A 22,783-nucleotide genomic window follows, 5' to 3' on the forward strand; every position below is an offset into this window, starting at 1 on the left:
GCCGTACTTACGGTATGGTGCGCGCCTGCCGCCACTGAGTTCACTCAATGGCGGCCTCCAGACGAGCCAGCCCACACCATGAAATCCTTCGTCCTCGCTTCCCTCCTACTGAGCCTGGCCTTGAGCCTCGGCGGCTGCATCAGTGCGCCCATCGCCCTGACACCGCAGACCGAACAGCGCCTGCAAGCCCGGGCGCCGATCCGCTTCCTGCTGACCTTCGATGACGGGCCCAGCGCCTCGGGCTACAACAACCCGAGCCGTTCAGTGTTGGCTGACCTGGCAAACAACCCGGTGTTACCGGGCATCAAGGCGGTGTTCTTCCTGCAGACCGAAGCGGCCCGCTCCGGTGGCAGTGCGCGGGGCCGCAAGACCATGGAGCGTGAATACGCGGGTGGCCATGTCCTGGCGTTCCACACGGCCACGGCTTTTCACACCAACCATCGCTGGCTGAGCGATGCAGAGCTGGAACGCACCCTCAGCCAGGGCGCAGCCGACATCGCCGCGATCACCGGCACGCCGCCGACCCTGGTCCGCCCACCATTCTGGAACTACGACCGACGCACCTATGCCGCCTACCAGCGCCATGGCATGCAGGTGCTGTTGACCGACTTGAGCGCCAACGACGGCAAGATCTGGGGCTTCAACGCCAGCCCACGGCGCCGCGCCAACCTGTACCGGCAACTGTCAGTGGTGCGCGAACGTATTGCCCTGGGCGAACTGCCAACGGTGGACGGCGTGATACCGGTGGTCGTGACCTTCCACGACATCAACCGCTACACCGCGCGGCATCTGCAGGAGTACCTGCAGATCCTGATGGACAGCGCGCGGATCAACGGTATCAAGACCGCCGCCGAACCGTTCTACACCGACCATGCCGTGCTGGAACGCGCGGCGCTGGCGCGTACGGTCAAGGATGTGAACGAACCGGTGCATCTGCCGGGCGTATGGAATTGGGTATGGGATGCCGACGCCCACTGATCACTCCCGCGACTCGACACCCAGCTCATCCCATACAGACTCCGCCAGGTGAAACGTGGCATTCGCTGCCGGAATCCCACAGTAGATCGCGCTCTGCATCAGCACTTCCTTGATCTCGGCACGGGTTACCCCGTTGCTGGCGGCGGCGCGCAGGTGCAGCTTGAGTTCTTCACTGCGGTTCATGCCGATCAGCATGGCGATAGTGATCAGGCTGCGGGTATGCCGTGGCAGGCCGGGGCGGGTCCAGATATCACCCCAGGCGTGGCGGGTGATCATTTCCTGGAACTCGCTGTTGAACTCAGTCAGGGCGTTGAGGCTGCGGTCGACATGCGCATCGCCCAATACTTCGCGGCGCACTTGCAGGCCATCGGCATAACGTTGTTTCTCGTCCACAAAAAACTCCTGGTTCAATTAGATTTCAACTCGATCACCTGTGGCGAGCGGGCTTGCCCCGCGTTGGGGCGCGAAGCGGCCCCAAATCAGGTGCCACGGTCTGTCTGAAATAATTCGGCGTCCGTATTGGGGCTGCTTCGCAGCCCAACGCGGGGCAAGCCCGCTCGCCACAGGAAGCGCGCTCGCCACAACAAGCCGCTCGCCACAACAGCGGCCTCAGCGGGCCAGCAGGAATTTGATCACCCGGTCACTGAATGCAGCGCCGGCCTGCACATTGGACAGGTGCGCGGCGTAGAACTCGGCGTACTCGGCGCCCTGTACATGGTGCTGGATAAAGTGACCACCGGCCGGTGGGGTGACGGCATCTTCGGTACCGGCAATCACCAGGGTGGGCGCCTTGATCTTCGACAACTGCTCACGGAAATCCGCATCACGCACGGCGGCACAGTTGGCCGCGTAACCTTGGGGCGAAGTCGCGGCAAGCATATCGGTGATCTGCTTGGCCTGGTGCGGGTTGGCCGTCGCAAAATCGGCGGTGAACCAGCGTGCAATCGATGCATCGCGCAAGGCCACCATGGCTGCCGCGCCGTCGCGCAGGACCATCTCGATCCGTGGGTTCCAGATCTCCGGCGTGCCGATGCTGGCAGCGGTGTTGCACACCACCAGACGCTGCAAACGCTCGCCTGCGTTAATCCCCAGCCATTGGCCGATCAGGCCCCCCATGGATAGCCCGCAAAAATGAGCGCGCTGAATATCCAGCGCATCCAGCAGCGCGATCACATCGTGGCCAAGCTGCTCGATGCTGTAGGGCCCCTCGGTGACCAGCGATTTGCCATGCCCGCGGGTGTCAAAACGCAGTACGCGAAAATGCTGGGTAAAGGCCGGGATCTGGATGTCCCACATGTGCAGGTCGGTGCCCAGTGAGTTGGACAGCACCAGTACCGGTGCGTCGATAGGCCCGTCCAGTTGGTAATGCAGTTCGCCTTCGGCGAGTTGTACAAATGCCACAGTGGCCTCCTCAGGCAGTCAATGCAAAGTGTTCGGTGACAGCGCGGCTGACCCAGGTATGGGCCTGGCCCAGGTAATGCGCCGGGTCGAGCAGGCGGTCCAGTTCAGCCGCCGAGAGTTCGGCAGTGACCTGCGCTTCGTCCGCCAGTACCGCACGCAGGTGGCGACCTTCTGCAACGGCGCGCTTGCAGCATTGCTCCAACAGATGGTGCGCGGTATCGCGGCCCAGGCGTTGGGCCAATACGATGCTGACGGCTTCGGCCAGCACCAGGCCCTGGGTCAGGTCGAGGTTGTGCGTCATGCGTTCGGGGTCGACTTCCAAGCCTTCGCTCACCAGTAACGCCTGTTGCAAGGCGCCGGAGACCAGTCGGCATATTTCCGGCAGGGTTTCCCATTCGGCGTGCCACAAGCCCAGGCTGCGTTCGTGCTCCTGGGGCATGGCACTGAACATCGTCGCCACCAGGCCGGGCACGCGGGTAGCGGCGCTGATCAGCACAGCGGCGCCCACCGGGTTGCGTTTGTGGGGCATGGTTGACGAGCCACCTTTGCCCGGTGCCGATGGCTCGAACACTTCCGCCGCTTCGGTCTGCATCAGCAGGCTGAGATCCCGTCCCAACTTGCCGAGGCTGCCAGCGATCAAACCGAGCACGCTGGCCAGTTCCACCAGGCGATCACGCTGGGTGTGCCAGGGTTGCTCCGGCAAGCTCAGTTGCAATTCGGCGGCCAGGGCCTCGGCTACCGGCATGGCCTGAACGCCAAGCGCGGCCAAGGTGCCCGAGGCGCCGCCGAACTGCAGCACCAGCAGGCGTGGCTTGAGTTGCGTGAGGCGCTGGCGACTGCGCGTCACCGCGCCCAGCCAACCGGCGATCTTCATGCCCAGGGTGACCGGCGTCGCGTGCTGCAGCCAGGTACGCCCGGCCAGCGTTGTGGCGGCATAACGCTGCGCCTGGGCGGCGAGAACGTCGCCCAAGCGCGCCAAGTCCGCTTCGATCAGTGCCACCGCGCGCCGCAACTGCAAAACCAGGCCGGTGTCCATCACGTCCTGGCTGGTCGCCCCCAGGTGCACATAACGCTCGGCACTCGGGTCTTCAGCGGCAATCAACTTGCCCAGTGCCTTCACCAAGGGAATCGCCGAATTACCCGCGGTGGCAATCGCCACCCCAAGGGCATCCACGTCATACAGCGATGCCAGGCACGCCTGGGCAATCGGCGCCACGGCGGCCTGCGGGATCAACCCAACCCGGGCCTCGGCCCGCGCCAACCCGGCTTCGAAATCCAGCATGCCCTGCAAGCGTCCCTGGTCGCAGAACACCTCGGCCATGCTGTCAGCGGTGAAGTAAGCGTCGAACAATTGGTTGCTCGTGCGCAGTGTCATAACTCATCCCTTACAGATCGTGGTGCAGGTACGCCGCCTGTTTTGGCAAGCGCAGGCTGAACAGGAACGCCACCGCCATCATGCCGGTGACGTACCAATAGAAAGTGTTTTCCATGCCCATGGACTTGAGGCCCAAGGCTACGTATTCCGCCGAGCCACCGAAGATCGCGTTGGCCACCGCATAGGCCAGGCCCACGCCGAGGGCGCGCACTTGTGGCGGGAACATTTCGGCTTTCACCAGGCCGCTGATGGAGGTGTAGAAACTGACGATGGCCAAGGCCAGGGTGATCAATACAAACGCCAGGAACGGGCTGCTGATGGTTTTCAGGCTGAGCAGGATCGGCACCGTGCACAGGGTCCCCAGGGCGCCGAACCACAGCATCGAGTTACGCCGGCCGATCTTGTCAGCCAGCATGCCGAACAGCGGCTGCATGCACATGTACAGGAACAGCGCGCCAGTCATGATGTAGCTGGCGGTCTTGGCGTGCATCCCGGCAGTGTTCACCAGGTACTTCTGCATGTAGGTGGTAAAGGTGTAGAAAATCAGCGAACCGCCGGCGGTGTAGCCGAGCACGGTGATAAACGCGGCCTTGTGGTCACGGAACAGCGCGGCGATGCTGCCGGCGTCCTTGTCTTCACGCATTTCTTTGCTGGTGGTTTCTTTCAGGCTGCGACGCAGCAGCAGGGAGATCACCGCCGCGATGGCGCCAATCACGAACGGAATGCGCCAGCCCCAGGCGCGCAGTTCCTCTTCGCTGAGGATCTGTTGCAGGATCACCACCACCGACACCGCCAGCAGTTGCCCGCCGATCAGGGTCACGTACTGGAAGGAGGCGAAGAACCCACGCTGGCCCTTGAGCGCGACTTCACTCATGTAGGTTGCGGTGGTGCCGTATTCACCCCCCACCGACAAGCCTTGGAACAGCCGCGCCACCAGCAGCAAGGCCGGCGCCCAGGCGCCGATATCCTTGTAGGTGGGCAGGAAGGCGATGACCAGGGAGCCGGCGCACATCATCAGCACCGAGATCATCATCGAATTCTTGCGCCCGTGCTTATCGGCAACCCGGCCAAACAGCCAGCCGCCGATGGGTCGCATCAGGAACCCGGCGGCGAATACGCCAGCGGTGTTGAGCAGTTGGACCGTAGGGTCGTCCGAGGGGAAAAACGCAGGGGCAAAGTAAATGGCACAGAAGGCGTAGACGTAGAAGTCGAACCATTCGACGAGGTTGCCGGAGGAAGCGCCGACGATGGCAAAGATCCGTTTGCTGCGTTCTTCTCCGGTGTAGTGACTTGTCGTTGTTGTCATGTTTTTTCACTCAGTGGGAACGGTTATAGCCTAGACATACTTTGCAACAACCATGTTCCGCAAGCAGACATTTGAGTACTCAGTGCCTGAACCGGCCCTATCGGGGGCAAGCCCCCTCCCACATTTGATAGGCAGCGCGATCAAAATGTGGGAGGAGGCTTGCCCCCAATGGGGCCTGACAAGCGACTCAATAATCGAAAAACACCGTTTCCTTATCTGTCCCTTGCAAAATCACATTCCACTGATACACGCCGTCCGCATCGGTCTTGGCAATCAAGGTACCCCGCCGCTCGGCAGGCACACAGGCCAGCAACGGGTCATCCCCGTTCAACGCCTCGCCGTCAAAATAGATCCGCGTCAGCAAATGCTTCACCAGGCCACGGGCAAACACCAGTACCACCAGGTGCGGCGCCTGGGTGGTGCCTTTCAGCCCCGGCACACTGCCCGGCTTGATGGTGGTAAAGCGGAACCGCCCTTCGGCGTCCACCGGTACGCGGCCAAAACCTTCGAAGTTGGGATCGACAGCCTTGTCCTGCTCGTCTTCCGGGTGGTCGTATTTGCCGGCGGCATTGGCCTGCCAGACTTCGAGCATGGCGTCGTTGACGACATCACCGTTGCCGTCCACCACCTGCCCGCTGATCGCCACGCGTTCGCCGAGGGTGTCGGCGTTGGCCAGGGCTTCGCGATTCAGCCAGGTCAGGCCAATGTGGTAATACGGCCCGACGGTGTGGGACGTGGTCGCATTGAGTGTCATCTCATTTCTCCATCGGCGTGGCATCACGGCCACGCAGGACGATGTCCCAGCGGTAGCCGAGGGCATAGGAAGGAATGGTTTTTTCCAGATCGAAACGCGCGATCAGGCGCTCTTTGGCGCTGGTGTCCGGCACGCAGTTGTAGATCGGGTCGTATTCCAGCAGCGGGTCGCCGGGGAAATACATCTGCGTGACCAGGCGCGTCAGCACGCTCGGCCCGAACAGCGAAAAGTGGATATGCGCAGGGCGCCACGCATTGTGGTGGTTACCCCACGGGTAGGCGCCGGGCTTGATGGTCTGGAACTGGTACCAGCCGTCGGCGTCGGTAACCGTGCGCCCGGTGCCGGTGAAGTTCGGATCCAGCGGCGCGTCGTGCAGGTCGCGCTTGTGGTTGTAGCGACCGGCAGCGTTGGCTTGCCAGATTTCCACGAGGATGCCCGGCACCGGCAGGCCGTTTTCATCCAGCACGCGACCGTGAATGATGATGCGTTCACCCAGGGGCTCGCCGTCGTGTTGGGCGGTGAGGTCGTTATCCTTCTCGCTGACTCGCTCGGCGCCGATGGTCGGGCCGGTTATTTCCGACAGCGAATGGGGCAGGAACACCAACGGCTTGGACGGCGAACGCAGGTTCGTCGACTGGTAGGGCGGGTGCAGGTACTCAGGTTGGGTGCCCGCTTGCGGGCGCCGGTAACCGGGCTTATCAGTCATGGAGCTGTCCTCTCTTATTAGATGCGTTCAATCGCCAGGGCCAAGCCTTGGCCGACGCCCACACACATGGTCGCCAGGCCTTTGTGGCCACCGGTTTTTTCCAACTGGTGCAAAGCCGTCAACACCAACCGTGCACCGCTCATGCCCAGGGGATGGCCGAGGGCGATAGCGCCGCCGTTCGGGTTGACCTGGGGCGCGTCGTCAGCGATGCCCAATTCACGCAGCACCGCCAGGCCTTGGCTGGCGAAGGCTTCGTTGAGTTCGATCACGTCAAAGTCGGTAACCGCCAGGCCCAGGCGTTCCACCAGCTTGCGTACCGCCGGCACCGGACCGATGCCCATGACCCGTGGCGCGACACCGGCACTGGCCATGCCCAATACACGAGCGCGGGCAGTGAGGCCATGTTTTTTCACCGCATCGGCGGACGCCAGGATCAGCGCGGCGGCACCATCGTTGACGCCAGAAGCATTACCGGCGGTGACGGTCTTGTCCGGGCCGTTCACCGGTTTGAGCCGCGCCAGGGTTTCCAGGGTGGTGTCTGCGCGTGGGTGCTCATCCTGATCGACCACGGTTTCGCCTTTTTTATGGGCGACCCGCACCGGCACGATTTCTTCAGCGAAGTACCCGGCCGCCTGGGCGGCAGCGGTACGTTGCTGGCTGCGCAGGGCAAAGGCGTCCTGGTCGGCGCGGGACACGTGGTAATCATCGGCGACGTTATCGGCGGTCTGCGGCATCGCGTCGACACCGTACTGGGCCTTCATCAATGGGTTGATAAAGCGCCAGCCAATGGTGGTGTCTTCCAGCTTCATGCTGCGCGAGAACGCTGCATCGGCCTTGCCCATCACGAAGGGCGCACGGGACATCGACTCGACGCCGCCGGCAATCGCCAACTCCATTTCACCGCTGGCAATCGCACGAAACGCGGTGCCGATCGCATCCATGCCCGAGGCGCACAGCCGGTTGAGGGTCACACCGGGAATGCTTGAAGGCAGGCCCGCCAGCAATAGCGCCATACGTGCGACGTTGCGATTATCCTCACCCGCCTGGTTGGCGCAGCCGAGGAATACTTCGTCGACCGCGCTCCAGTCCACCGAAGGGTTGCGTTCGATCAGTGCCTTGATCGGCAGCGCCGCCAGGTCATCGGCACGCACCGTGGCCAAGCCCCCGCCAAACCGGCCGATAGGGGTACGAATCGCATCACAGATAAAGACGTCACGCATCAGGCTTCTCCCGGTGCTTGGCCGTGGGCGGCGGCGGTGCGAGTTTCCAGATCACGCAGCGCGGTCAGTTCGACCTCGGTGGGTTCCTCGGTGGTATCCACCCGGTCGGCAAAGCGGATGGGCCAACCGGTGGCCGCCACCACTTGCTCGCGGGTAACGCCAGGGTGCAGTGCAGTGACCACGAACTCATGGGTGCCCTCTTCCGGCTCCATGATGCACAGGTCGGTGATAATTCCGACGGGGCCGGCACCCGGCAGGCCCAGGCGTTTGCGCGAATCGCCGCCTTCGCCGTGGCCGACGGAGGTGATGAAGTCCAACTTGTCGACAAACGAACGCGACGACTGCTTGAGGATGATCAGCACGCTCTTGGCCGAGCCGGCGATTTCCGGCGCGCCACCGGCACCCGGCAGGCGTACCTTGGGCTGGTGGTAGTCACCGACCACGGTGGTGTTGATATTGCCGAAGCGGTCGACCTGGGCTGCACCGAGAAAGCCCACGTCAATGCGCCCACCTTGCAGCCAGTAGCGGAAAATCTCACCGGTCGGCACGACCGTGTCAGCGGTTTCCGCCAGCTCGCCATCACCGATAGACAGGGGCAGTACGCTCGGCTTGGCGCCAATCGGACCGGACTCGTAGATCAGCACCACGTCCGGCGACGAGGTCAGGCGCGCCAGGTTGGCCGCCTTGGATGGCAGGCCGATGCCCACAAAGCATACCGAGCCGTTCTTGAGGCGGCGGGCGGCGGCGACGGTCATCATTTCGTTGGTCGAGTAAGCCATTACTTGGCCTCCTGCGCGGTAGCCAGCTTGGCCTGGAATTCACTGAAGTCGGCAGTGCCATGGATGTATTCATCGATCCAGGCGGTAAAGGTCCCACGATCGCGGGCGATTGGATCCCACGCTTGGTAGAAACGATTGTCACGCTCGTTGTAGCCGTGGGCGTAGGACGGATGCGCACCACCGGGCACATGGCACACCGCGGTCAGGGCCCAGGTCGGCAACACGCAGCTGTTCATCGGCGCGTTCAAGTCGTCGACGATCTCTTCCACGGTGACGATGCAGCGCTTGGCGGCCAGGGCCGCTTCCTTCTGCACGCCGAGAATGCCCCAGAGCAATACGTTGCCCTTGCGGTCAGCCTTTTGCGCGTGGATCACGGTGATGTCCGGACGCACCGATGGCACCGCCGCCAGCACTTCGCCAGTAAAGGGGCAGGTGACGGTCTTGATCAGCGGGTTGACCTTGGGCAGGTCGGAACCAGCGTAGGCGCGCAGTACCGCGAACGGCAAGCCAGAGGCACCGGCGACGTAGGCATTGGCCAGGTCGGCGTGGCTGTGTTCTTCGATTTCCAGCGGCTGCGGCCATTGCTTCTCGACCGCGTCACGCAGGCGGTGCAAGGACCCCACGCCGGGGTTGCCACCCCAGGAGAAAATCAACTTGCGTGCGCAGCCGGCACCGATCAACTGGTCATAGATCAGGTCAGGCGTCATCCGTACCAGCGTCAGGTCTTTCTTGCCCTGACGAATGATTTCATGACCTGCCGCCGTAGGGATCAGATGGGTAAAGCCTTCGAGGGCGACGGTATCGCCGTCATTCACGAAGCGCTTGACCGCATCACGCAAGGTGAGAATTTCAGCCATGGGGTTGGGCTCCCGGTGTTGATCGTAAAAGGCGCTGAGGTGGCGCCGAAGTGCTTGAAGATTAAGCCGGGGAAATGGGCCAAACAATCCGATAATCGACTCAGCGTTCGATTATCGAACAGATTGTTACCTCGCTAATCATTCAGCCAAACGCGGTCAACGTGGGAGGAGGCTTGCCCCAGAGAGCGGTGTATCAGCCACCCGATGTATTGGCCGCCCCACTGCTGTCGGGGCAAGCCCACTCTCACATTTGAGCGTGCCAGGCCTCAGGTTGCGTCGGCGTGGCTGACCATGCCCTTGATCACCACCGCAGCCGTGGCCAATGCCGCCGGGATCACCAGCGCCGTGAGTACCTGCTCGAAATTCCAGCCCAGGCCCAGCAAGGTGGCGCCCATCCAGGCCCCGAGGATCGCGCCGAAGCGGCCGATGCCGAGCATCCAGGACACACCGGTGGCGCGGCCCTGGGTCGGGTAGAAGCGCGCAGCCAGGGACGGCATCGCCGACTGCGCGCCGTTGACGCACATCCCGGCGATCAGCACCAGGGTCGCGAGCAACGTGATATTGCCCAGGCTCTGCCCTACCGCGTAGGCAAACACTCCGGCCAGCAAGTAGAAAGTGCCAATGACCTTGTGGGGATTGAAGCGGTCCATCGCCCAGCCCACGCCCACCGCGCTCAATACACCACCAAACTGGAACAACGCACCGATAAACGCTGCCTGTTCCATGCTGGCGCCGCTGTCGCGCATCAGGGTCGGCAGCCAACTGGTCAGCAGGTAAACGATCACCAGGCCCATGAAATAGGTGAGCCACAGCAACAAGGTGCCAGCGCTGTAGGTGCCGGAGAAGATCACCGCAAACACGTTGCGCGCCTTGACGGTTTTTTGCTCGGGGACACTGAAGGCCATGGCCTGGGCGACAAGGCTGGGTTCAATGGGTGACAGGGTCTTGCGCACCTTGTCGGTGCCGCGATTGCGCACCACCAGGTAACGCGCCGATTCCGGCAGCCACACCAGTAGCACCAGCGCCAGGATCAACGGCAAGATTCCGCCGATCATCAACAGGCTATGCCAGCCGAATGCCGGAATCAGCTTGGCGGAGATAAACCCGCCGCCGGCCATGCCCAGGTTGAAGCCGCAGAACATGCTGGTGACCAGCAGCGATTTATGGCGCTCCGGGGTGTATTCCGAGAGCAGGGTCGTGGCGTTCGGCATGCCGGCCCCCAGGCCCAGCCCGGTCAGGAAGCGCAGCACCAGTAATTGATCGACATCGGTGCTGTAGGCCGAGGCCAGACTGAAGGCGCCAAACACCAGCACGGCCCCCACCAGCACCACTTTGCGCCCGAAGCGGTCAGCCAGTGGCCCGGAGCCCAAGGCGCCGAACACCATGCCGATCAATGCGGCACTCATCACCGGACCGAGACTGGCGCGGTCGATGCCCCAGTCCTGGGACAATGCAGGCGCGATAAACCCCATGGCAGCCGTGTCGAGGCCATCGAGGAAGACAATCAGGAAACACAGGATCACCACGCGCCACTGATAACGTGACAAGGGTTGGGCATTGATAAAGGCCTGGACGTCCAGTGTGGTGCCGACAGAAGGTTGATTCATTGTTTTTATTCCACACCGATGGCGGGCTGACGACCTGGGGTCGTCGTTATTATTGTGGCGCTAGAGCGCTGCCGCACAGTAATAAGCCAGGGGAAACACCGTCAATTCATCAAACCGGGATCTGTGCGGTCACCGAACAGCTTAAGCAAACAATTGCGCACTCAACTCGCGGCTGGCGCTGAGCATGCTCGGCAGGAAGCGCTGCTCCAACTCGCTGCGGCTGACCCGCCCGGCGTGGGTACTGACGTTCAACGCGGCCAATACCTGGCCCGAGGCGTCGTACACCGGTACGGCGATGGAGCGCAGGCCCTGCTCCAGCTCCTGGTCGACGATGCACCAGCCCTGCTGCCGTACTTGTTGCAGGCATTCGAGCAAGGCTTCGGGGGTGGTCAGGGTGCGGCTGGTCTTGGTTTGCAGGTCGGCGTGGTCGAGGTAGTCCTGCAGCGAGGCGTCATCCAACGCGGCAAGCAGGATGCGGCCCATGGACGTGCAATATGCCGGCAAGCGCCCGCCCACCGACAGGTCCACGGAAATCAGGCGCTGGGTCGTGGCGGAACGGGCTATATAGAGGATGTCGTCGCCCTCAAGGGTCGCCATGTTGCAGGCTTCGTGAAGCTGCTCGCTCATACGGTCCAGGTAAGGTTGCGCAGAGACCGCCAGGGGCGTGGAGGACAAATAGGCATGACCCAGGGTCAGGACTTTGGGCAGCAGCGAATAAGTACGCCCATCGGTGGTGGCGTAGCCGAGCTTGATCAGGGTGTGCAGGCAACGTCGCACGGCGGCGCGGGGGATTTCGGTGCGGTGACTGATCTGGGCGATGGTGAGGTGCCGCTTGCGCTCCTGAAACGCTTGCACCACGGCCAGGCCACGGGCCAGGGAGGTCATGAAGTCTGGATCACCGGTAAACGCCTGGATGCGCTTGGCGGGCGAAGCCACGATCGGCGGCGCCGCTGACGCGAAGGAGTTGCGCAATTGATCGTTCATTTCCGGATCCTTTCTCTTATTTTCAACCGCTGGAAGGGTTGGTCACTATTGAAAGCCGTGCCAGACGCGAGGCACAAGCTTGGGCCAACAACATTGGGCGATTATCGGACGATCATTCGATTATCGCAATCAACCTGGACGTAGAGAAATATCGGACAGGCCGCGACAACTTTTACAAGAGCGCAAAAATGATGGCGCCGGTTTTCCAGCGAAATACTGACGCGTACATGTAACAAAACTCTCACAGCAAGTTGACGTTTTTTAACTTTATGGTGATAGAGTTATTCAAATGCGCCGCTATAATGCAACCTGTGCAGAGGTCAGCCCGGTATCACTATCGGGATCGGAGCTCGCAGGCGGTGCATGCGGAACGCGTCGCCGGTTATCACTACCGGTTTAACGAAGTCACCTTTGGTCAATTATTCAAACTTGAACAGTTTGACTGTTCAACATTGAAATACGCCGAGGGCAATTTTCAGCTCCACCGCTGCACGGTAATTAAACTCAACTCAATTAGGTAGCACTGTGACGAAAGATGAACTGCGCGCGGAACTTGAGCGCCAGGAGCAACGTTACAAGGACGTTTACGGCGGGGAAGTCACCACCTACGCCGCCCAGCCTGAGCCAGAACGCAAGCCATGGCGCAAACGAGCCAGTCTGCTCGATCAGGCCTTTGCCCAGGAAATCCAAAAGATTGAACAGGAACTCAAGGCCGAAGAGCCATAAGCACTTCGGTTCGAGTCCTCAGGGTCTTGCTGTCTCTGCCGGCTTATTGCCGGCGGAGGGCACCTTGCATGAGCCTCCACGGCTCAGCACCCTGCCGCCCCAGGGAAATTTCGTACAAATGTTTCAGACATGACGATAAGGTGACAAAACCGCACCTTTTCAGCTGTGCGCTTTATAAATCAAAGACTTGCCAAAGCCCCGAAAAGCCTGGGATGAGCACCTTTTGCCCGTGTTTTTTCAATGAAGATTGTTACCAATGAGCAGCTAGTGCATCGATTACCGAGGTTTTCTGGCATAATCGCGCCCCCTTACGACCGGGTCAGAAAACCTTCATGATCGATTTATTCAGCGGACTGGATGCTTGGGTTCTCGTGAGCCTGTTGCTCGCCCTGGCCTTTGTCCTCGCCTTCGAGTTCATCAATGGCTTTCATGACACCGCTAATGCGGTGGCCACAGTCATCTATACCAAAGCCATGCCGCCGCACCTGGCCGTGTTCTTCTCCGGGGTGTTCAACTTCCTCGGCGTGTTGCTCGGTGGTGTCGGTGTCGCCTACGCCATCGTGCACTTGCTGCCGGTGGAGTTGCTGATCAATGTGAACACCGGCCATGGTTTGGCGATGGTCTTCTCTTTATTGGCGGCGGCGATCACCTGGAACCTGGGCACCTGGTACTTCGGTATCCCCGCCTCCAGCTCCCACACCCTGATCGGTTCAATCCTTGGTGTCGGCCTGGCCAACGCCCTGATCAATGACATTCCCCTGGCTGACGGGGTGAACTGGCAGAAAGCGATCGATATCGGCGCCTCCCTGGTGTTCTCGCCGATGGCCGGCTTCCTGGTTGCCGCCCTGGTGCTGCTCGGCCTGAAGTGGTGGCGCCCGCTGTCGAAGATGCACAAGACCCCGGACCAGCGCCGCAAGCTCGACGACAAGAAACACCCGCCGTTCTGGAACCGCCTGGTCCTGGTGATTTCCGCCATGGCCGTGAGTTTCGTGCACGGCTCCAACGATGGGCAGAAAGGTATCGGCTTGATCATGCTGGTGCTGATCGGCATCGTACCGGCACAGTTCGTCCTCGACCTGGGCAGCACCACCTACCAGATCGAGCGCACCCGCGACGCCACCGTGCACTTGAATCAGTTCTACCAGCGCAACCACGAAACCCTGGGCGAGTTCCTGGCCTTGGGGAAAAGCGTGAAGGATGACTTGCCGGGCAAGTTCCGCTGCAACCCGCAGCAGACCGAGCCGACCATCAACGCGCTCGTGGACACCTTGAAAGGCGTTTCCGATTACCACTCGCTGAATGCCGACCAGCGCATAGAGGTACGTCGCTACCTGCTATGCCTGGATGACACCGCGAAGAAAGTCGGCAAGCTGCCGGGCCTGGATGCGCGTGAGAAGTCCGACCTCGACAAGCTGCGCAAAGACCTGACCGCCACGACCGAGTACGCGCCGTTCTGGGTAATCCTCGCGGTCGCCCTGGCATTGGGCCTCGGCACCATGGTGGGTTGGAAGCGTGTGGTACTGACCATCGGTGAGAAGATCGGCAAGCAGGGCATGACCTACGCCCAGGGCATGTCGGCGCAGATCACCACCGCCAGCATGATCGGCCTGGCCAACATCTTCAGCCTGCCGGTTTCGACCACGCACGTACTGTCTTCCGGTGTCGCCGGCACCATGGTTGCCAACAAGAGCGGCCTGCAAGGCGGTACCGTAAAGACCATCCTGATGGCCTGGGTGTTGACCCTGCCAGCCACCGTAGGCCTGTCGGCCGGGTTGTTCTGGTTGGCGTCCAAGGCACTGGGTAGCTGATAGCCAACCCGCAAAAAATAAAGGTGCGACCTGCGAGGGTCGCACCTTTTTTTATGCGTGTGTCCCGTCCTTAAACTGCTGCGCCACCGGACTCAGTTCAAATGGGGTGTTGATTAAATCGCAGGCAAAAAAAAGGGCGACCGAAGTCGCCCAAAATGCCTTGCGTGCTCATGTAATCCGGAAAAACTTATGGTTTTTTACGCTTATGTGCGTCTTTCCAGATAAAAAATCCAAACCCTACAAAAAACATCACCATGAGGCTTACAGTCAGCACCCCGGCGAACACCACATTATCGAAAAACATGACCGGCCTCCTGCACTTGCCCTGTTGCGATAGGGCTAAGTTAATGGAGAAGGCACTCTGGAAAATTGACGAGGATCAATGTCGCCCTCAACGGGGCGTAAAGAAGGGTAATAACTGACCTGCATCAATAAATGCAGGCCCTTTCAACGCTTTTTCGGTTTGTTCTTCGGCTTTTTCTTAACTTTCCCCAAGGGCATCGCCTGTTCAAATGCCTGGCGCACTTCATTCAGGCGTTTGTCATTGAGGTCATGCACACGTTTGGCACGTTCGGCATTCAGGTCGATCAGCTTGTCGTCATCACTCATGGCTTGGCTACGTTATGGCGGGAGTGCCTCAATAATGCGGCCTCCCCCGTCCGGCGGCAAATCAGCGAGCGACAAAAGGCGAGGCATCGCCCAAAATCGGCACTTTAAGCCCGCACCCGGAGGCCCCCCAGGTGGCACTGTTCAAGGACCTTCCCCCATTGCTCGCCCTGCGCGCCTTTGAAGCGGTGGCACGGCACTTGAGTTTTATCAAGGCGGCCAATGAGTTGTCGGTCACCCAGAGCGCCTTGAGCCACCAGGTGCAAAAACTCGAACAGCACCTGGGCAAGCCGCTGTTTATCCGGCGTACCCGCGCGATCGACCTGACAGCCGACGGCCAGCGTTATTACGACGAAATCCGCCCCGCCCTCGATGCCATCGCGGCCGCCACCCGCACCCAACGGGTCGCCCCTGGCGCCACAGTGTTGCGCATCGGCCTGCTCGCATCCTTTGCCACCTTATGGCTGGCACCGCGCCTGGCCGGGTTTCTCAACCGTTACCCGCATATCCAGGTGGAACTGTTGCCGGCGATTCAATTGGCGAACGTCGACGGAACAACGATCGACCTGGCCATCCGTTACGGCAAGGGCGATTGGCCCGACGTGCAGGCCATACGGCTGATGCCTGAAATACTCTCACCGGTATGCAGCCCGGCATTCAAAGCCAGCCAACTGCATCACGGTCCCTTGCTGATGGCCACCTCGCACCGGCCATTCGAATGGACGGATTGGTCCGCGCATTATCGAGTCGACCTCGATCAACACCCCCGCGTGATGCTGCACGACTACAACATCGTGGTCGAAGCCGCCGTGTCCGGCCAGGGCATCGCCATGGGGCGTCACCGTTTGATCGAGCGCAGGCTCCAGGACGGCAGCCTGGTGGAGGCGTTCGACTGGCCGCCCTATCACAGCGCGATCGGTTACTGGCTGATTACCCCCCAGGGCCCTGCCAATGAGGCCGCCCGCTGTTTCAGCGAGTGGTTGCAGCAAGCCTGCACCGACGCGTGAGTTATTTCGATACGTCCCATGAGATCTATCCGTTTGTCGCCGACCACCACGGCCACCATGCTGAATCCTCCCGACCCAAGAGGATTCAACATGAGCACTTCCATCCGCCAATGTGTGCACGCCCTTGGCTTGACGCTGCCTTCCCCCAGCCAACCGGCGGCCAACTACATCAATCATGTCATCAGCCACAACCAGCTGTTCATCTCCGGACAGATTCCTCTGGTGGAGGGCAAACCTGCCTATGTGGGCCGGCTGGGCGAATCCCTCAGCGATGAAGAAGGCGCCCAGGCCGCACAGCTTGCGGCGCTGGGCCTGCTGGGGCAATTGAGCGCGGCGCTGGAAGACGACCTGTCGCGCCTGGTGCGCACAGTGCGCCTGGGTGTGTTTATCGCCAGCAGCGCCGACTTCAAGCAGCAGAGTGGCGTCGCCAACGGCGCATCCAACCTGCTGGTCAATGCCCTTGGCGAAAAAGGCCGGCATGTACGCACCGCCGTCGGCGTTTCCAGCCTGCCCGCCGGCGTGGCGGTGGAAGTGGACGCCATTTTCGAGTTGCAACCGTGAGCCCGCTTGAAGTCCAGCAACTGCGGGACAACACCCCTGGCTGCCTATCCGGCATCGTGCATTTCAATCACGCCGGCGCGTCCTTACCCAGCCAGGCAACCCTCGATGCCATCATCGAACAATTACAGCGTGAAGCTCGCGACGGCCCCATGGAAGCCGGCGAACACGGTGCGGCCCTGATAGAGCAAGCCCGCCGCGCCGCCGGGCAATTGCTCAATGCGCCCGCCTCGTCGATTGCCTTTGCCAGCAGCGGCTCGACGGCCTGGAGCATGGCGTTCCAGGCACTCGGCCCTTGGCAGCCGGGCGAGCGCATTTTGGTGGGCCGCCACGAATGGGGCGGTAACCTGGCGAGCATGGAACTGGCGGTGCATGCCGGCGCACGGGTCGAGGTCATCCCCTGCGATGAAACCGGCGCGGTCTGCCCGGTGGCCCTGGAAGCGATGATCGATACAAACGTGAAGCTGATCGACCTGACCTGGCTCCCGGCCAATGGCGGCCTGATCAATCCCGCCCAAGCCATCGGCGCCGTCGCCAGGCGCCATGGCATTCCCTACTTTGTCGACGCGGGTCAAGCTGTCGGCCAGGTACCGGTGGATGTGCAGGCGATGCACTGCGATGTGCTCAAATCGGCCGGCCGCAAGCACCTGCGCGGGCCGCGCGGCACGGCGCTGCTGTATGTGCGGCCGGCGTTTCTCCAGCACCTGAACCCCGCCCAGCGCGATGTGTTCTCGGCCCCCTGGAACGCCAACGGCTACGACTTGCGTAACGACGCCCGGCGCTTTGAAACCAGCGAAGTGTCCGCCGCCTTGTTGGCGGGGCTGGGTAACGCACTGCAGGAGATCAATCGACTGGGGATCGAGCGGGCCTGGGAACGCGTCAGGCAGACCAGCGCGCGGATCCGTGAAGCACTGCGCCAGATACCGGGCATTTCCTTGCATGACTTGGGCGCTACGCACTCAGGCTTGATCGCCTTCAACCTCGCCGGCTGGGACGCCTTCGAACTCAAGCGGCGGCTGGGATTGAAGCGAATCAACATCGGCGCCAACGGTGTGGCCTACACCCCGCTGGATATGCAGGCGCGCGGCCTGAGCAGCATCGCGCGCATCTCCGTCAGCCCCTTCAACAACGACCACGATATCGAGGTGCTGCTGACAGCCTTGCGCGAGTTGCGCGATTAAACCTCGACGTCCACCCACAGCCCCTGGCGCGGCGCGTCTTCAATCAGCGGCACCACCGGTACGGTGTTGTCGGCGTTGAGCACATCACCAGGAATGGCCAGGTGCTGCTCCGCGTCCGCGTCGGCTTCACGCCGGCGCTTTTGCTGCTCTTGCTGGCGGCGCTGTTCTTCGCGCAGCAAAAAGGTCGACTGCTCGGCATCGCCCTTTTTCAGGTCGATGGTGCTTTCGTTCGAGCCCGCCTGCACGGGCACCACGGGCGGGATGTCCGGCTTCTGGCGCACCGGGTCGAGTTGTGACGTGACCGGCACAACACTGACGGGCAGCATGGGTGGCAGCATAGTGATTATTCTCCTGATCAACAGGCTGTCGGCGGGTTGCAGGGCGACTTGAGCTCAAGCACGCCAACCTGTGACCCAGTCGACACTCGCAAGTGCCCGCCACCCGTCGATTCAGCAGCGGACCACCGTGCAAACGCAGTAGTTTTTGTCAGAGTCCTTTGGATGAGGGCCTTGTTCCGTTAAGATAGTCGGCTTTTTCACGGCGGGAGTCAGGCAGCATGGCGCAGCAGTATCAACCGGGGCAACGCTGGATTAGTGACAGCGAAGCAGAGCTGGGGTTAGGCACCGTTCTGGCACAGGACGGCCGCTTGTTGACCGTGCTCTATCCGGCCACTGGCGATACGCGCCAGTATGCGCTACGGAATGCGCCCCTCACCCGCGTGAGGTTCTCGCCGGGCGACAGCATCACCCATTTCGAAGGCTGGAAAATGACCGTGCAAGAAGTCGACGACGTCGACGGCCTGCTGGTCTACCACGGCCTCAATGGGCAGAACGAACAGGTCACCCTACCGGAGACCCAGCTGTCGAACTTCATCCAGTTCCGTCTGGCCAGCGATCGCCTGTTCGCCGGGCAGATCGACCCACTGGCCTGGTTCTCGCTGCGCTACCACACCCTGGAACACACCAGCCGCCAGCTGCAATCCTCCCTGTGGGGCTTGGGTGGCGTACGTGCACAGCCGATTGCCCACCAATTGCACATCGCCCGCGAAGTCGCCGACCGTATCGCGCCGCGGGTACTGCTGGCCGACGAAGTGGGCCTGGGCAAGACCATCGAAGCCGGTCTGGTGATCCATCGCCAACTGCTGTCCGGCCGCGCCAACCGTGTGCTGATCCTGGTCCCGGAAAACCTGCAGCACCAGTGGCTGGTGGAAATGCGCCGCCGCTTCAACCTGCAGGTTGCGCTGTTCGACGAAGAACGCTTTATCGAAAGCGATGCCGCCAACCCGTTCGAAGACACCCAACTGGCCCTGGTCGCCCTTGAGTGGCTGGTGGACGACGAGAAAGCCCAGGACGCGCTGTTCGCCGCCGGCTGGGACCTGCTGGTAGTCGACGAAGCCCACCACCTGGTGTGGCATGAAGACAAGGCCAGCCCGGAATACAGCCTGGTCGAGCAACTGGCCGAAGTGATTCCCGGTGTGCTGCTGCTCACCGCCACCCCGGAACAACTGGGCCAGGACAGCCACTTCGCGCGCCTGCGCCTGCTCGACCCGAACCGTTTCCACGACCTGCAGGCCTTCCGCGCCGAGAGCGAGAACTATCGCCCGGTGGCCGAAGCCGTGCAGGAGCTGCTCGACAAGGGCCGCCTCTCCCCGGCCGCGCACACGACTATCCAGGGTTTCCTCGGCAACGAAGGCGAAGCGCTGCTGACCGCCGTCAACGATGGCGACACCGAAGCCAGCGCGCGCCTGGTGCGCGAGTTGCTCGACCGCCACGGCACCGGTCGCGTGTTGTTCCGCAACACCCGTGCCGCCGTACAAGGTTTCCCGGAGCGCAAGCTGCACGCCTACCCGCTGCCGAACCCGGACGAATACCTCGAATTGCCACTGGGCGAACACGCCGAGCTGTACCCGGAAGTCAGCTTCCAGTCGCAGCCGGACGTCGAGGAAGAAAACCGCTGGTGGCGTTTCGACCCACGGGTCGAGTGGCTGATCGACCAACTGAAAATGCTCAAGCGCACCAAGGTCCTGGTGATCTGCGCCCACGCCGAAACCGCCATGGACCTGGAAGACGCCCTGCGTGTGCGCTCCGGCATCCCGGCCACGGTGTTCCACGAGGGCATGAACATCCTCGAGCGTGACCGCGCCGCCGCCTACTTCGCCGATGAAGAGTTTGGCGCCCAGGTGCTGATCTGCTCGGAGATCGGCAGTGAAGGCCGCAACTTCCAGTTCTCCCACCACCTGGTGCTGTTCGACCTGCCGTCCCACCCCGACCTGCTCGAACAGCGCATCGGCCGCCTGGACCGGATCGGCCAGAAGCATGTGATCGAGTTGCACGTGCCCTACCTGGAAACCAGCCCGCAAGAGCGCCTGTTCCAGTGGTACCACGAAGCACTGAACGCCTTCCTCAACACCTGCCCGACCGGCAACGCCTTGCAGCATCAGTTCGGCCCGCGCCTGCTGCCGCTGCTGGAAAACGCCGACGATGGCGAATGGCAATCCCTGGTCGACGAGGCCCGTGCCGAACGCGAGCGCCTGGAGCAGGAACTGCATACCGGCCGCGACCGCTTGCTGGAGCTCAACTCCGGCGGTGCGGGTGAAGGCGATGCGTTGGTGGAGGCCATTCTTGAGCAAGACGACCAATTCGCCCTGCCGATCTACATGGAAACCCTGTTCGACGCGTTCGGCATCGACAGCGAAGACCATTCGGAAAACGCGCTGATCCTCAAGCCCAGCGAAAAAATGCTCGACGCCAGCTTCCCCCTGGGCGACGACGAAGGCGTGACCATCACCTACGATCGCAACCAGGCGCTGTCACGCGAAGACATGCAATTCATCACCTGGGAACATCCGATGGTGCAGGGCGGCATGGACCTGGTGCTGTCCGGCTCCATGGGCAACACCGCCGTGGCGCTGATCAAGAACAAGGCGCTCAAGCCGGGCACCGTACTGCTGGAGCTGCTCTACGTCAGCGAAGTGGTTGCCCCGCGCTCGCTGCAACTGGGCCGCTACCTGCCACCGGCCGCGCTGCGCTGCCTGCTGGACGCCAACGGCAATGACCTGTCCGGTCGCGTCTCGTTCGAAACCCTGAACGACCAGCTCGAAAGCGTGCCACGAGCCAGCGCCAACAAGTTCGTCCAGGCCCAGCGCGACCAACTCACACCACGCATCAATGCCGGTGAAGAGAAAATCACCCCGCGCCACGCCGAGCGTGTGGCCGAGGCCAAGCGCCGCCTGGCAGCGGACACCGACGAAGAACTGGCGCGCCTGACCGCGTTGCAAGCGGTCAACCCGACCGTGCGTGACAGCGAACTGGTTGCCCTGCGCCAGCAACGCGAACAAGGCCTGGCCATGCTCGACAAGGCGGCGCTGCGACTGGAAGCGATTCGGGTGTTGGTGGCAGGTTGATTGCTGCCCTGCCCTGCTAAATAGAAGGCCCGCGCAATGCGGGCCTTTTTTATTCACTTGAGAACAGCTTTTGCTTTGCGGGCCTCATCGGGGGCAAGCCCCCTCCCACATTGATCAGCCAACTCGGTCAACTGTGGGAGGGGGCTTGCCCCCGATAGAGTCACCACGGTTTCATGCCGTCGCAGCAGCAGCCGGCACCTCCACCGCCGCCAACCCCTCCTTCATCCGCTTGGCATCGCGCACAAAACTGCGCGAGGCCTGGAACAGAAACAGCATGGTCAGGAACAGCGCCACCGGGATCAGATACATGGCGTCATGCAACCCCACCGCTTTGTAAGCCTCAGTCATCTGCTCGGCCCCCGCCGCATACATCGCCGAATGCGCAAAGTGATCGGACAAGCCCCCCACCACAATCGGCCCCATGCCGCCGCCCAGCAGGTACAACCCAGCGAAAAACAGCGCCATCGCCGTGGCCCGCAGGCGCGGTTCGACCACGTCCTGGATCGCCGTGTACACGCAGGTATAGAAGTTGTAGGCAAACAGCCAGCCCACGCTGAACAGTGCGACGAACACACCGATTTCAATACGCCCGGCATGCAAGGCCCAGGCGGTGGTGACGGTGGAGATGATCAAACTGAACGCGGCAAACAGCAGGCGACCATTGGCAATGCGCTGATGGATCTTGTCGGCAATCCAGCCGCCCAAGGTCAGGCCCACCAAGCCGGTGACGCCGACAATCACCCCTGTGGCAACGGCCGCTTCCTGCAATGGCATGAGGAAATAGCGCTGCAGCATCGGCACCAGGAATGAGTTACAGGCATAGGTGGCGAAGTTGAAGCACAGCCCGGCCAGCACCAGCCAGAGGAAGGTCGGCACCGCCAACACGCGGCGGATCGGGCGGTCGACGCGTTCCTGGGAGACCTGCACGGTTTCTGCCGCGCCGCGCTTGGGCTCCTTGATATAGAACATGAACACCGCCAGGATCAGCCCCGGCACCGCCGCGATAAAGAACGGCGCACGCCAACTGTCGAACGCCTTGACCATCGCGCCAATGGTAAAGAACGCCAGCAGCAGGCCCAAGGGCAGGCCCAGCATGAAGATCCCCATGGCCCGTGCGCGGCGGTGGGCCGGGAACAGGTCACCAATCAGCGAGTTGGCCGCCGGCGCATAACTGGCTTCGCCGATACCGATGCCCATGCGCACCAGCAGGAAGGTCCAAAAACTGCCGACCATGCCATTGATCGCCGTCAGCCCGCTCCAGGCGAACAGGCCCCAGCCCATGAGTTTGCTGCGTGAACCGGTGTCGGCCAGGCGCCCGAGCGGCAGGCCGGCAATGGCGTAGACGATGGTGAAGGCGGTGCCGATGATGCCGAGCTGAAAGTCGCTCAGGTGCCATTCCATGCGGATCGGCTCGATGATGATCGCAGGAATGGTGCGGTCGAAGAAATTGAACAGGTTGGCGAGGAACAGCAGGAACAGAATGCGCCAGGCATTCTCCGCTTGGGTCGAGTTCTGCATGGGTCCGTC

The 22,783-nt window shown here is 61.9% G+C and carries 22 protein-coding genes; 7 read left to right on the top strand and 15 right to left on the bottom strand.

Annotated elements, in window-relative coordinates; genetic code table 11:
- Positions 1-78 precede the first annotated feature (78 nt).
- Complete coding sequence (locus QU606_RS09200; protein WP_304998327.1) at positions 79-978, top strand: polysaccharide deacetylase family protein; 900 nt, start codon at positions 79-81, stop codon at positions 976-978.
- Here QU606_RS09200 and pcaC read toward each other — a convergent pair whose 3' ends face one another.
- The 11 genes from pcaC to pcaR form a co-directional block, all read right to left on the bottom strand.
- Entirely contained in the window at positions 979-1,371 is a 393-nt protein-coding gene (pcaC, locus tag QU606_RS09205) for a 4-carboxymuconolactone decarboxylase (protein ID WP_024073913.1), read from the bottom strand. It abuts the gene before it with no gap.
- Between the two features lie 216 nt (positions 1,372-1,587).
- The gene (gene pcaD / locus QU606_RS09210) at positions 1,588-2,379 is read right to left on the bottom strand and encodes a 3-oxoadipate enol-lactonase (RefSeq protein WP_024073912.1); all 792 of its coding nucleotides are present in this window, start codon (positions 2,377-2,379) and stop codon (positions 1,588-1,590) included.
- Positions 2,380-2,389: 10 nt separating this feature from the next.
- Positions 2,390-3,754, bottom strand: a complete 1,365-nt coding sequence (locus QU606_RS09215) for a 3-carboxy-cis,cis-muconate cycloisomerase (protein WP_304998328.1) — start codon at positions 3,752-3,754, stop codon at positions 2,390-2,392.
- Positions 3,755-3,764: 10 nt separating this feature from the next.
- On the bottom strand, positions 3,765-5,060 hold the full coding sequence (locus QU606_RS09220; RefSeq protein ID WP_069075419.1) for an MFS family transporter: 1,296 nt from the start codon (positions 5,058-5,060) through the stop codon (positions 3,765-3,767).
- Between the two features lie 187 nt (positions 5,061-5,247).
- The gene (gene pcaG / locus QU606_RS09225) at positions 5,248-5,814 is read right to left on the bottom strand and encodes a protocatechuate 3,4-dioxygenase subunit alpha (protein WP_024073909.1); all 567 of its coding nucleotides are present in this window, start codon (positions 5,812-5,814) and stop codon (positions 5,248-5,250) included.
- 1 nt (position 5,815) lies between these two features.
- Positions 5,816-6,520: a protocatechuate 3,4-dioxygenase subunit beta gene (gene pcaH, locus QU606_RS09230; protein WP_069075418.1), complete on the bottom strand. Its 705-nt coding sequence runs from the start codon at positions 6,518-6,520 to the stop codon at positions 5,816-5,818.
- A gap of 17 nt (positions 6,521-6,537) precedes the next feature.
- Complete coding sequence (gene pcaF, locus QU606_RS09235; RefSeq protein ID WP_172831375.1) at positions 6,538-7,743, bottom strand: 3-oxoadipyl-CoA thiolase; 1,206 nt, start codon at positions 7,741-7,743, stop codon at positions 6,538-6,540.
- Complete coding sequence (locus QU606_RS09240) at positions 7,740-8,519, bottom strand: CoA-transferase subunit beta (protein WP_024073906.1); 780 nt, start codon at positions 8,517-8,519, stop codon at positions 7,740-7,742. Before QU606_RS09240 ends, pcaF begins: the two co-directional genes overlap by 4 nt.
- Positions 8,519-9,376, bottom strand: a complete 858-nt coding sequence (locus QU606_RS09245) for a CoA transferase subunit A (protein ID WP_102624934.1) — start codon at positions 9,374-9,376, stop codon at positions 8,519-8,521. Before QU606_RS09245 ends, QU606_RS09240 begins: the two co-directional genes overlap by 1 nt.
- A gap of 266 nt (positions 9,377-9,642) precedes the next feature.
- Positions 9,643-10,983, bottom strand: coding sequence for an MFS transporter (locus tag QU606_RS09250; RefSeq protein WP_069075415.1), 1,341 nt, complete (start codon positions 10,981-10,983; stop codon positions 9,643-9,645).
- Between the two features lie 141 nt (positions 10,984-11,124).
- Entirely contained in the window at positions 11,125-11,967 is an 843-nt protein-coding gene (pcaR, locus tag QU606_RS09255; protein WP_024073903.1) for a pca regulon transcriptional regulator PcaR, read from the bottom strand.
- Between the two features lie 525 nt (positions 11,968-12,492).
- Between pcaR and QU606_RS09260 the strand changes: the two genes are divergently transcribed.
- Positions 12,493-12,693, top strand: coding sequence for a hypothetical protein (locus QU606_RS09260; protein WP_003172389.1), 201 nt, complete (start codon positions 12,493-12,495; stop codon positions 12,691-12,693).
- Positions 12,694-13,025: 332 nt separating this feature from the next.
- Complete coding sequence (locus QU606_RS09265) at positions 13,026-14,501, top strand: inorganic phosphate transporter (protein ID WP_024073901.1); 1,476 nt, start codon at positions 13,026-13,028, stop codon at positions 14,499-14,501.
- A gap of 187 nt (positions 14,502-14,688) precedes the next feature.
- Here QU606_RS09265 and ccoM read toward each other — a convergent pair whose 3' ends face one another.
- Both ccoM and QU606_RS09275 read right to left on the bottom strand, forming a co-directional pair.
- A complete protein-coding gene (gene ccoM / locus QU606_RS09270) occupies positions 14,689-14,805 on the bottom strand; it encodes a cytochrome c oxidase subunit CcoM (RefSeq protein WP_024073900.1) in 117 nt (38 codons plus the stop codon).
- Between the two features lie 143 nt (positions 14,806-14,948).
- Complete coding sequence (locus QU606_RS09275; protein WP_017844811.1) at positions 14,949-15,110, bottom strand: hypothetical protein; 162 nt, start codon at positions 15,108-15,110, stop codon at positions 14,949-14,951.
- 131 nt (positions 15,111-15,241) lie between these two features.
- Here QU606_RS09275 and QU606_RS09280 point away from each other — a divergent pair, with 131 nt between their 5' ends.
- The 3 genes from QU606_RS09280 (at position 15,242) to QU606_RS09290 (ending at position 17,853) form a co-directional block, all read left to right on the top strand.
- A complete protein-coding gene (locus QU606_RS09280) occupies positions 15,242-16,114 on the top strand; it encodes a LysR substrate-binding domain-containing protein (protein WP_024073899.1) in 873 nt (290 codons plus the stop codon).
- A 90-nt stretch (positions 16,115-16,204) separates the two neighbouring features.
- Positions 16,205-16,675, top strand: a complete 471-nt coding sequence (locus tag QU606_RS09285; RefSeq protein WP_150055336.1) for a RidA family protein — start codon at positions 16,205-16,207, stop codon at positions 16,673-16,675.
- Entirely contained in the window at positions 16,672-17,853 is a 1,182-nt protein-coding gene (locus tag QU606_RS09290; RefSeq protein WP_304998329.1) for an aminotransferase class V-fold PLP-dependent enzyme, read from the top strand. The genes QU606_RS09285 and QU606_RS09290 overlap by 4 nt, the downstream gene beginning before the upstream one ends.
- Here the strand turns inward: QU606_RS09290 and QU606_RS09295 are convergent.
- On the bottom strand, positions 17,850-18,191 hold the full coding sequence (locus QU606_RS09295; protein ID WP_024073896.1) for a hypothetical protein: 342 nt from the start codon (positions 18,189-18,191) through the stop codon (positions 17,850-17,852). The two genes, QU606_RS09290 and QU606_RS09295, sit on opposite strands and share 4 nt — an antisense overlap.
- Positions 18,192-18,409: 218 nt before the next feature.
- Here QU606_RS09295 and rapA point away from each other — a divergent pair, with 218 nt between their 5' ends.
- Entirely contained in the window at positions 18,410-21,256 is a 2,847-nt protein-coding gene (gene rapA / locus QU606_RS09300; protein WP_150055337.1) for an RNA polymerase-associated protein RapA, read from the top strand.
- Between the two features lie 171 nt (positions 21,257-21,427).
- On the opposite strand, the gene QU606_RS09305 is transcribed toward rapA, so the two are convergent.
- Positions 21,428-22,774, bottom strand: coding sequence for an MFS transporter (locus tag QU606_RS09305; protein WP_069075410.1), 1,347 nt, complete (start codon positions 22,772-22,774; stop codon positions 21,428-21,430).
- Positions 22,775-22,783: the final 9 nt, after the last annotated feature.

Origin of the sequence: Pseudomonas sp. OVF7 (genome assembly GCF_030644265.1) — a bacterium.
GTDB classification, from domain to species: Bacteria; Pseudomonadota; Gammaproteobacteria; order Pseudomonadales; family Pseudomonadaceae; genus Aquipseudomonas; species Aquipseudomonas gorinensis.

Excerpts from the sequence above, each read along its gene's own strand:
- QU606_RS09200 (WP_304998327.1), top strand. The coding sequence starts at position 79 with ATGAAATCCTTCGTCCTCGCTTCCCTCCTACTGAGCCTGGCCTTGAGC.
- QU606_RS09215 (WP_304998328.1), bottom strand. The coding sequence starts at position 3,754 with ATGACACTGCGCACGAGCAACCAATTGTTCGACGCTTACTTCACCGCT.
- QU606_RS09220 (WP_069075419.1), bottom strand. The coding sequence starts at position 5,060 with ATGACAACAACGACAAGTCACTACACCGGAGAAGAACGCAGCAAACGG.
- pcaG (WP_024073909.1), bottom strand. The coding sequence starts at position 5,814 with ATGACACTCAATGCGACCACGTCCCACACCGTCGGGCCGTATTACCAC.
- pcaH (WP_069075418.1), bottom strand. The coding sequence starts at position 6,520 with ATGACTGATAAGCCCGGTTACCGGCGCCCGCAAGCGGGCACCCAACCT.
- QU606_RS09240 (WP_024073906.1), bottom strand. The coding sequence starts at position 8,519 with ATGGCTTACTCGACCAACGAAATGATGACCGTCGCCGCCGCCCGCCGC.
- QU606_RS09245 (WP_102624934.1), bottom strand. The coding sequence starts at position 9,376 with ATGGCTGAAATTCTCACCTTGCGTGATGCGGTCAAGCGCTTCGTGAAT.
- QU606_RS09250 (WP_069075415.1), bottom strand. The coding sequence starts at position 10,983 with ATGAATCAACCTTCTGTCGGCACCACACTGGACGTCCAGGCCTTTATC.
- pcaR (WP_024073903.1), bottom strand. The coding sequence starts at position 11,967 with ATGAACGATCAATTGCGCAACTCCTTCGCGTCAGCGGCGCCGCCGATC.
- QU606_RS09265 (WP_024073901.1), top strand. The coding sequence starts at position 13,026 with ATGATCGATTTATTCAGCGGACTGGATGCTTGGGTTCTCGTGAGCCTG.
- ccoM (WP_024073900.1), bottom strand. The coding sequence starts at position 14,805 with ATGTTTTTCGATAATGTGGTGTTCGCCGGGGTGCTGACTGTAAGCCTC.
- QU606_RS09275 (WP_017844811.1), bottom strand. The coding sequence starts at position 15,110 with ATGAGTGATGACGACAAGCTGATCGACCTGAATGCCGAACGTGCCAAA.
- QU606_RS09285 (WP_150055336.1), top strand. The coding sequence starts at position 16,205 with ATGAGCACTTCCATCCGCCAATGTGTGCACGCCCTTGGCTTGACGCTG.
- QU606_RS09295 (WP_024073896.1), bottom strand. The coding sequence starts at position 18,191 with ATGCTGCCACCCATGCTGCCCGTCAGTGTTGTGCCGGTCACGTCACAA.
- rapA (WP_150055337.1), top strand. The coding sequence starts at position 18,410 with ATGGCGCAGCAGTATCAACCGGGGCAACGCTGGATTAGTGACAGCGAA.
- QU606_RS09305 (WP_069075410.1), bottom strand. The coding sequence starts at position 22,774 with ATGCAGAACTCGACCCAAGCGGAGAATGCCTGGCGCATTCTGTTCCTG.